This window comes from Pseudoalteromonas sp. MER144-MNA-CIBAN-0113 (assembly GCF_040308965.1).
In the GTDB taxonomy this organism is placed as follows: Bacteria; Pseudomonadota; Gammaproteobacteria; order Enterobacterales; family Alteromonadaceae; genus Pseudoalteromonas; species Pseudoalteromonas tetraodonis.
In genome coordinates, this window is record NZ_JBEOOG010000552.1 from 1 (window position 1) to 242 (window position 242).

Here is a 242-nt window from a genome sequence, read left to right on the forward strand (position 1 = left end):
GTTGATAACATGCCTACAAGCTCATGTTTTTCAATTGGCTTTGAAACGTAACCATCAAATAACTGCCTGTATATTTCTTTTTGCTCTGTAAAAACATTAGCGGTTAACGCGATAACAATTTGTTCGTTATTAAGCGCCTTAATTTTTTTACATGCCTGAAGACCATCCATTTTAGGCATTTGAATGTCCATAAAAATAATGTCTGGCTTGTGTGACTCGTATAATGAGATTGCTTCTAAACC

General features: G+C 34.7%; 1 protein-coding gene. It reads right to left on the reverse strand.

Annotated elements, in window-relative coordinates; genetic code table 11:
• Window positions 1-242 (reverse strand): response regulator (locus tag AAEY57_RS20900; RefSeq protein WP_350608770.1); only part of this gene is annotated, 242 nt, incomplete at both ends.